The organism is Blastococcus carthaginiensis (assembly GCF_030731085.1).
Lineage (GTDB): Bacteria > Actinomycetota > Actinomycetes > Mycobacteriales > Geodermatophilaceae > Blastococcus > Blastococcus carthaginiensis.
The window spans coordinates 1-7,882 of sequence record NZ_JASNFN010000055.1 but is presented as its reverse complement, the minus strand read 5'-3'; the positions used below and the strand labels follow the sequence as shown (position 1 = coordinate 7,882).

The window sequence follows — 7,882 nt, the reverse complement described above, 5'->3', positions numbered from 1 at the left end:
GGGACTGCTGCACGAGTAGGTGACATCTGATCTGTGGTGCCGCGAGGCGCCGCTGGAAGGATGTTCGCCGTGCCCAAGCCCTACCCCAAGGAGTTTCGCGACGACGTCGTGAGCGTCGCTCGCAACCGTGAGCCGGGCCAGCACCTGAAGCAGATCGCGGCTGACTTCGGGATCAGCGAGTCGTGTCTGACGAACTGGATGAAGGCTGCCGACGTCGACGAGGGCGTCAAGCCCGGGACCACCGCGGCCGAGAACGTCGACCTGCGTGAGGCCCGCAAGCGGATCCGGCTGCTGGAGCAGGAGAACGAGGTCCTGCGCCGGGCAGCGGCCTACCTGTCCCAGGCGAACCTGCCGGGAAAATGATCTACCCGCTCGTCCGTGAACTCGCCGTCGACGGGATCCCCGTGACGGTGACGTGCCGGGTTCTGAAGATCGCCCGCCAGCCCTACTACCGGTGGCTGGCCGCCCCGGTCACGACCAGCGAACTGGTCGCGGCCTACCGGGCCAACGCGCTGTTCGACGCCCACCGCGACGACCCCGAGTTCGGCTACCGGTTCCTCGTCGATGAGGCCGCTGCCAGCGGGCAGCCGATGGCCGCACGCACCGCGTGGGCGATCTGCGCGGCCAACCGCTGGTGGAGCGCGTTCGGCAAGCCGCGCCGGGGCAAGAGCGGCCGGCCCGGACCTCCCGTGCACGACGACCAAGTCCAGCGGGTGTTCACCGCGGCCGGACCCAACCAGCTGTGGTTGACCGACATCACCGAGCACCGCACGGCCGAGGGCAAGCTCTATCTGTGCGCGGTCAAGGACGTGCACTCCAACCGGATCGTCGGCTACTCCATCGACTCACGGATGAAGTCTCGGCTGGCCGTGACCGCGATCGAGAATGCCGTCGCCCGGCGGGCCGCCGACGGTGCCGAGGTCGCCGGCTGCATCGTGCATTCGGACCGCGGATCGCAGTTCCGCAGCCGGAAGTTCGTCCAGGCCCTCAACCGGCATCAGCTGTCCGGGTCAATGGGCAGGGTCGGTGCAGCCGGGGACAACGCCGCCATGGAGTCCTTCTTCGCGCTGCTGCAGAAGAACGTGCTCGACCGCCGCTCCTGGGCCAGCCGCCAGCAGTTGCGCATCGAGATCGTCACCTGGATCGAACGCACCTACCACCGCCGACGTCGGCAAGCCGGCCTCGGTCGACTGACCCCCATCGAGTACGAGACCATCATCTACACACCGGCAGCTCAGGCCGCCTGACCCAACCTGTCACCGATCCGTGCAGCAGTCCCCTACGCCGACCAGAGGCATGTGCACACCTCAACCGGGGAGAATGCATCGACAGCCCTTGCCTGGTGCCTCAGATGGGAGACTCGGCCGACAGCGCGCTGCTGCACCGCTGCAACGTCAGCACTTCAGCACTTCAGCACTTCAGCACAACTGGGCAGTCTCGGCTGCGACGGCTTGATCTACTGGCCACCCCTGGCATGACCTATTCGCGGCGGCTCCGAGGAGGTGAGCATCAGCTTGCAACCACGAGATCTCAATTGGGCACGCCTCGACGCCTCATCGTGGGAGGTCGCGGGAGAGGAAGTCCAAGGGCGGACGCCGCATTACTGGTTGCGTCACCCTGACTTCGCACGCACCTGGCTGTTCAAGCCGGCGCTTCCGGATGGCGATCGACCCATGGGTGAAGACATTACGGAAATGCTGGCGAGCAGAATCGCTCATTTGCTCGGCGTGCCTGCCGCACCCGTCAGATTGGCGACTCGCGATGCTGCCAATGGCTGCCTCGTCGAGGACCTACGCTGGAGTAAGGGGGAGGACCACCCAGGAAGGGTCCTGCTTGACAGTCATCTGCCGGACTATGACCCAGACGACCCGGGGCGCCGCGGATACAGCGTTTCCAATATCAGGCGAGTCCTCGAGGGTTTTGGTCCTCCGCCTGGTAGCACTCTGCCCCAGAGTTTCGAGGCCTTTGACGCATTCGTTGGCTACCTGGTGCTCGATGCCCTGATAGCCAACACTGATCGACACGACAGAAACTGGGCAGTTTTGACGCCGCCTCCCGATGTAGATGGCGTGAACCGGCTTTGCGGCTCTTATGATCACGCCAGTTGCCTGGCGTTCAACCTAACGGACGAACAGCGTGCTCAGGTCCTTTCTTCTGGGACGATTCATCGCTTCGCTAGTCGCGCCCATGGACGACAGTTTGAGCACACACCCGGACAGCGCCGCACCCCCTTGGTAGACATCGCGCGCGTCGCTGCCTATCTTGCCGGGCCGGAAACTCGAGCTTATTGGTGGAGCGCAGTCGAAGCCTTCGATGTCATTCAATGGGGGACAGAACTTGAGACAGCGGAGCTCACGCCGGTGACTAGGCGATTTATCGTGGCGTTGCTGACCGAGAACCGGAGGCGTCTCGTTGATGCGCTCAAGTAGTTCCTTGCACGGGATGCCCCATCGAAGCTTCATCGTGACTTGGCGCAACCCTATCAACCGCCAAACGTCTCCCGTGGGCAAGTTGTCGTCCGACTCGCATGAGTATTCGTTCACCTACTTGCCGGGCGCAGCAGCGGTCGAGGGCTTTCGTCCATTCATCGCTTTTCCTGAATTCAACCGCCAGTACCAGTCGGCGCGGCTCTGGGCGTTTTTTGCACTTCGAACGATGGACCCGCATCGACCGGACTACCTGCGGTATCTGACTTGGCTTGGACTGGAATCGGGTGCTGACCCTCTTGACGTCCTCAGTCGAAGCGGGGGAGAACGCAAGGGCGATTCGGTGCAACTGGTCGAAAGACCAGCTATCGCCCCCGGCGGGAGTACGTCATCTGTGTTTCTGGCGCGCGGTGCGCGTTACGCGACCAGGCAGCACGGCAGTGCGCCGTCTGTCGATGCGCTTCGAGAAGGCGACCCCTTAAGAATAAAGACGGATACGGGCAACCCGGCGAATCCGCGAGCGCTCTACCTGACGGATCGTATCGGGAGCCCCTTTGCATGGGTGCCAGACCTATTGATCCGCTATGTGGAGGCGTTGGTCTCGAAGGGTGGTGAGTTGAAAGTGCTGCGCAACAATGGCCCCGAATGCCCATGGCACTTGCGGGTTCTCGTGTCGGCGCATGGGTCTCTTCCCCCAAACTGCGAACCCTTCCCTGAAGAGGAGGACGCGGCGCCGACGCTCGTATAGCACGTCGTGTGCTAAGTTGGCTGTCAGCGCCCCCCGATGCGGCCGCTGAAACAAGCGGCTTCGGCACCAGCGTTGGGGGAGTCCGTTAAGGCGCGCTAGTCGTAGGGCCCCGGTCTCGATGAGTATTCTCGAGGCTGGGGCCCGATCGATATCCGAGCGGTCGTCGCGTCGCCGACTCGCGTTCGACATTGCGAAGAAGCGCTCTCGAACGGAGCGAAGATTCCCTAAGTTCTGTCACGGAGAATTGCGCCCGCCCTGCGACACGCTGGGCTCATTCACTCAAGGCCATCTGTTGGTCAACGGTTCACGGACGTCGCCCGAGTCGCAGATTCGAGCGAGGCGGCCATGAGGCCCTCGGTGGCGGCTCGGGTGCGGTCCTCCGCGTCGGGCCACAGATGTCCGTAGGTGTTCAGCGTCGTGGTCGCCGAGGCGTGCCCGAGGGCCCGTTGCACGGTGACGACGTCGCACCCGGGGACGATGAGCCCGGAGGCGAAGAAGTGCCGTAGGTCGTGCAGCCGCAAGCCCGTCAGGCCGGCTGCTGACGTCGCCTTGCGCCACTGGTGCCCGACGGTGTTCTGGTGCGGCGGGGCGCCGGTCGGGGTGGGGAAGAGCCAGCGTTCCTGACCGCCGCTGGCCAGGTGCTGCTCCACGTGCCCGGCGAGCAGGGTGAGCAGCCGGTCGGGGACGACGATCGTCCGTTCCGAGCCGTGCTTGGGTGCCCGCAGTTCGACCGTGCCGCCAGGTCCTCGCTGGACCTGCCGGCTGATGACCACTCGGCGCCGGAGGAAGTCGACGTCGCCGACCTGCAGCGCAGCCGCCTCGCCGAGTCGGAGGCTGCCGAAGGCGCAGATGGCGATGTAGGTGGCGAACCGGTCGTCGGCCGCGGTGAGCAGCCCGCCGACCTGGGGCGGCGTGGGGATGCTCATGGCGTGTTCGCGGCGCCGGCGGCGGGGGAGTGTCACCCCGTCGCTGGGGTCGGTGGCGATGACCCGGTCGCGGACGGCGCCGCGGAGGACGGCGCGCACGTTCTGCACCCGGGTATGAACGGTGCCCGGAGCCAGGCCGGCCGCGGTCATCTGCTTGACCCACGACTCGACGTGCGACCGGCGGAGCAACCGCAGCTCGACATCGGTGAAGGTGGCGGTCCGGACGGCGAGGCTCATGGCCAGCTCGGTGCCCAGGGCCCAGACCTGGCGAGCGGCCCAGACGGCGTAGAACGCCGAGAGGGTGATCCGGCCGGCCTTCGGGTCGACGTACGTGCCGGTGACGACGCTGGCGGTGACCTCGTCGAGCCAGCGTTGGGCGTCGGCCTTCCGCTTGAAATGCCGGGCGTGCTCCTTGCCGTCGGCGTCGCGGTAGCGGGGGCGGAAGGTGCCGTCGGGGCGTCGCGCGATGCTCGCCATGTGTCTCCTCAATCGCCGGACTGCTGCCCCATAGTCAGCCTGCCGCGAGGGAGCGACAGTGCGCTACGCCGGTGACGACACTGGTGGATCACCGGTCGCTGTTCGCGACCTTGCTCTCCCACCAGCGGTCGCACTCAGCCTCGTCGTAGAGCACCCGACGGCCGACGCGCACGCCGGCGGGGCCGATGCCCATGTGGCGCCAGTAGCGGACGGTGGCCGGGCTCGTGCGGAAGCGCTCGGCCACCTCTTCGGTCGTCAGCAGTCGGACGGTCATGGTGGCTCCTCGCTCCTGGGTGGCGGGCTGGGCTGCCCGTTGTGTTGGAGAAGGCGCCGAACGGAGTCGATTGCTGTCAGGGGTGACCGAAGGAGTTGGAAGCCCGACGGCTGTTCTGGCGGTTCGGCGGTGTCACCCCGGCTTGTCACCCCTAGTGGACGTGACGGACGGCGATGTCAGCGGGGCCGGATGCGTCGCCGGAAGGCGGCGAGTGCTTCGTCGAGGGCGGTGGCGACGCCTGGCATGTCCCGGTCATAGACGAGACCGCGGTCGAGCTGGCGACTCAGCTCGCGGAGGAGGCCCGGGCCAGTCGTCGTGCCGGGGTGTCCTCGGAGCGGGTTGCACTGCTGGCCTGACGACGACCCGCTCGACGATCTGGACGGCAGCGCGGCCCGAGGCGGCCGCGCGGTTCTGCTCCCAGGCTCGGTGCCGGCATGTGGCCGAGCACCACTTCGGAATGGGTCCTCGCGATCGGAGAGTGATCGGGCCCCCGCACCACCCGCATGCGGTCGCCGCGCCGCGTCGCGCCCCGGCAGCCGGCCCGCCCTTCGCCGGAGTGTCTGACGGCGTGCGCTCCTGTTTGCTCGCCGCTCGCTCGAGCTGCTGACGGCGGCGGCGTTCCCGCTCACGCTGCCGAGCGCGGTACTCGCTGCTGCCTTTGCTGCCCATGTCTTCAGCGTCCGGGGTGACGTTCGCTTACCTGTCACCACGAATTGCGGCGGGCCTTGATGCATGAGGTGTGTCAGGTAGGGATCTTGTCGGTGGGGGGAGGTCAAAGGGGGGGGGGGGCCGAGGTGCTCGGCGTTGACGCCGGCGCCATGTCGCTGCATGGCCGCCTGGAACGGTGAGGGTGACGCGCCGCGCGTCGCGCCGTTCGAACGAGTCGTAGGCGTACCGCAAGATGACTGACGACATCGTCGTCGATCGCACGGGGGCTTCAATGGCGCAGCGATTCCGGACACCGCCGAACTGGCCGGCACCGCCCGAGGGTTGGGTGCCGCCGCAGGGCTGGCATCCCGACCCGACGTGGGGACCGGCGCCCTCGGGCTGGCAGTTCTGGACTCCCGATGACTCTGGGACGACCGGGCCAGTGATGCCGTCTGAGTCCTCGACCGTTGCGGCGCCGGGCTCGGCGGCCGAGGGGGAGGAGAAGGTGTCGGTCTTCCGCGCCCGGGGCCGTGTGCGGGAGCTGTCGGCTGAGGTTGGGGCGCTGCGCGGTCAGCTGGACCGGCTTGGCGCGCTGACTGTTGCCGACCTCGAGGCGCAGGCGGTGGCGCTGCGAGAGGAGCTGACGCAGCTGCACGCATCTCAGCAGTCCGAGCGCGAGCAGCACGCCGCCGCGCTGGCCACTGACGCAGCTGAGTCCCGCCGCCGCACCGAGCAGGACCTGGAGAAGCTGACCGCGCAGCGCGCCGAAGTCGCCGCACAGCTGGCCGATCTGCAGCAGGAGGTGGTCGTCACCCAGGAGGAGGCGCTGCTCCAGGAGGCCGGCATCTACACCTACCGGCACCCGCTGACCGAGGCGATGGCCTACCAGGCCGCACTGGCTCAGCTGCAGGCCGAAATCAAAGCGATGACGAGGAAGGACGGCGGTGCGGTCACCGCCGCCACGAACTGGACTGTGAATGGCTCACTGGCGCAGGGCCGCACGATGGTCCGGGACTTCTCCAAGCTGCTGCTGCGCGCCTACTGAACCGCCCTGGGTTGCTTGGAGGCTCCTGACCTTGGAAACGAGGATGGAGCCATGGGGAACGAAGGCACGCCTGGGAAGCCGACGACGCGTCGCTACTCGCCAGAGGAGAAGGCCCGGGCGGTTCGGCTGGTGCGGCAGCTGCGCAAGGAGCTGGGCACCACGCACGGGACGGTTCGGCGGGTCGCCGATCAGATCGGCTGCGGGGTGGAGTCGCTGCGGACCTGGGTCAAGCAGTCCGACATCGATGACGGCGTCGAGCCGGGGGTGACGACGGTCGAGGCCACGCGGATCCGGGAGCTCGAGCAGGAGAACCGTGAGCTGCGCCGGGCCAACGATCTGTTGAAGCGGGCCTCGGCTTTCTTCGCGGCGGAACTCGACCGCCCATCGAGGTGATCGTCGCGTTCGTCGACGAGAACCGGAACGAGTTCGGAGTCGAGTTCATCTGCAGGTACCTGCAGGTGGCTCCGAGCAGCTACTACGCCGCGAAGAAGCGGCAGACCGCGCCGTCTGCGCGGGCCGTGCGGGACGTGCTGATGATGCAGGTCCTGCTGGCGTTGTGGACCGCGAACCGGAAGGTCTACGGAGCGCACAAGCTCTGGAAGGCCGCCCGGCGCGCTGGTCACGACATCGGCCGCGACCAGGTTGCCCGGCTGATGCGTGAGCTGGGCATCGAAGGGGTGTCCCGGCTGCGCAAGAAGGTCTTCACCACCCGGCCGGACCCGGATGCCTCGCGGGCGCCGGACCTGGTGAATCGGCAGTTCACCGCCGACCGGCCCGACGCGCTGTGGGTCACCGATCTGACCTACGTCCCGACCCGGTCGGGGATGGCGTACGTGTGCTTCATCGTCGACGCGTTCAGCCGGCGGATCGTCGGCTGGCGGGTGGCGGCGAACATGAAGACCGAGATGGTCCTCGACGCACTTGAGATGGCCAGAGCCTCCCGCGGAGGGCGCCGGTTGGTCGGGCTGGTGACACATTCGGATGCGGGGTCGCAGTTCACCGCCGTGCGGTTCACCGAGCGGCTCGAGGAGATCGGCGCGCGGCCCTCGATCGGGACGGTCGCGGACTCCTACGACAACGCCCTGGCCGAGACGACCAACGGCCTCTACAAGACCGAGTGCGTCCACGGACCCGACGCCACCGGCTGGGACGACGTCGACGAGCTCGAACTCGCGACGCTGTCCTGGGTGCACTGGTTCAACGAGAGCCGGCTCCACGGGCACTGCCAGAACGTCCCGCCCGCGGAGTACGAAGCAGCGTTCTACGCTGCCCAACGGACCGACCCCGCCGGGGTGGGAATCCAATAGAACGAGCCTCCATCAGACCCAGGGCGGTTCA

General features: G+C 67.2%; 7 protein-coding genes and 1 other annotated feature. Of the genes, 5 read left to right on the top strand and 2 right to left on the bottom strand.

Annotated elements, in window-relative coordinates:
- Positions 1-69 precede the first annotated feature (69 nt).
- From QOZ88_RS22965 to QOZ88_RS22955, 3 genes are all read left to right on the top strand, one after another.
- A protein-coding gene (locus QOZ88_RS22965) for an IS3 family transposase (protein WP_305998280.1) occupies positions 70-1,247 on the top strand; the annotation gives its coding sequence in 2 pieces (ribosomal slippage) (positions 70-354 and positions 357-1,247; 1,176 coding nt in all).
- A 255-nt stretch (positions 1,248-1,502) separates the two neighbouring features.
- Positions 1,503-2,429: a HipA domain-containing protein gene (locus QOZ88_RS22960; protein WP_306001995.1), complete on the top strand. Its 927-nt coding sequence runs from the start codon at positions 1,503-1,505 to the stop codon at positions 2,427-2,429.
- 73 nt (positions 2,430-2,502) lie between these two features.
- Positions 2,503-3,174, top strand: a complete 672-nt coding sequence (locus tag QOZ88_RS22955; RefSeq protein WP_306001994.1) for a hypothetical protein — start codon at positions 2,503-2,505, stop codon at positions 3,172-3,174.
- Positions 3,175-3,470: 296 nt separating this feature from the next.
- Here QOZ88_RS22955 and QOZ88_RS22950 read toward each other — a convergent pair whose 3' ends face one another.
- Positions 3,471-4,577: a tyrosine-type recombinase/integrase gene (locus QOZ88_RS22950; protein WP_306001993.1), complete on the bottom strand. Its 1,107-nt coding sequence runs from the start codon at positions 4,575-4,577 to the stop codon at positions 3,471-3,473.
- An 88-nt stretch (positions 4,578-4,665) separates the two neighbouring features.
- Positions 4,666-4,851, bottom strand: coding sequence for a helix-turn-helix transcriptional regulator (locus tag QOZ88_RS22945; RefSeq protein ID WP_306001992.1), 186 nt, complete (start codon positions 4,849-4,851; stop codon positions 4,666-4,668).
- A gap of 901 nt (positions 4,852-5,752) precedes the next feature.
- On the opposite strand from QOZ88_RS22945, the gene QOZ88_RS22940 reads away from it, so the two are divergent.
- Positions 5,753-6,544 (top strand): hypothetical protein, encoded by a 792-nt coding sequence (locus QOZ88_RS22940; RefSeq protein ID WP_306001991.1) that lies wholly within the window; start codon positions 5,753-5,755, stop codon positions 6,542-6,544.
- Positions 6,545-6,595: 51 nt separating this feature from the next.
- Positions 6,596-7,851, top strand: a protein-coding gene (locus QOZ88_RS22935; RefSeq protein WP_305998703.1) for an IS3 family transposase whose coding sequence is annotated in 2 segments (ribosomal slippage) — positions 6,596-6,899 and positions 6,899-7,851 — 1,257 coding nt in all. Because the reading frame shifts where the segments join, the coding sequence is not laid out codon by codon here.
- Positions 6,898-7,011: a sequence feature (AL1L pseudoknot), on the top strand. It overlaps the preceding gene by 114 nt.
- Positions 7,852-7,882: the final 31 nt, after the last annotated feature.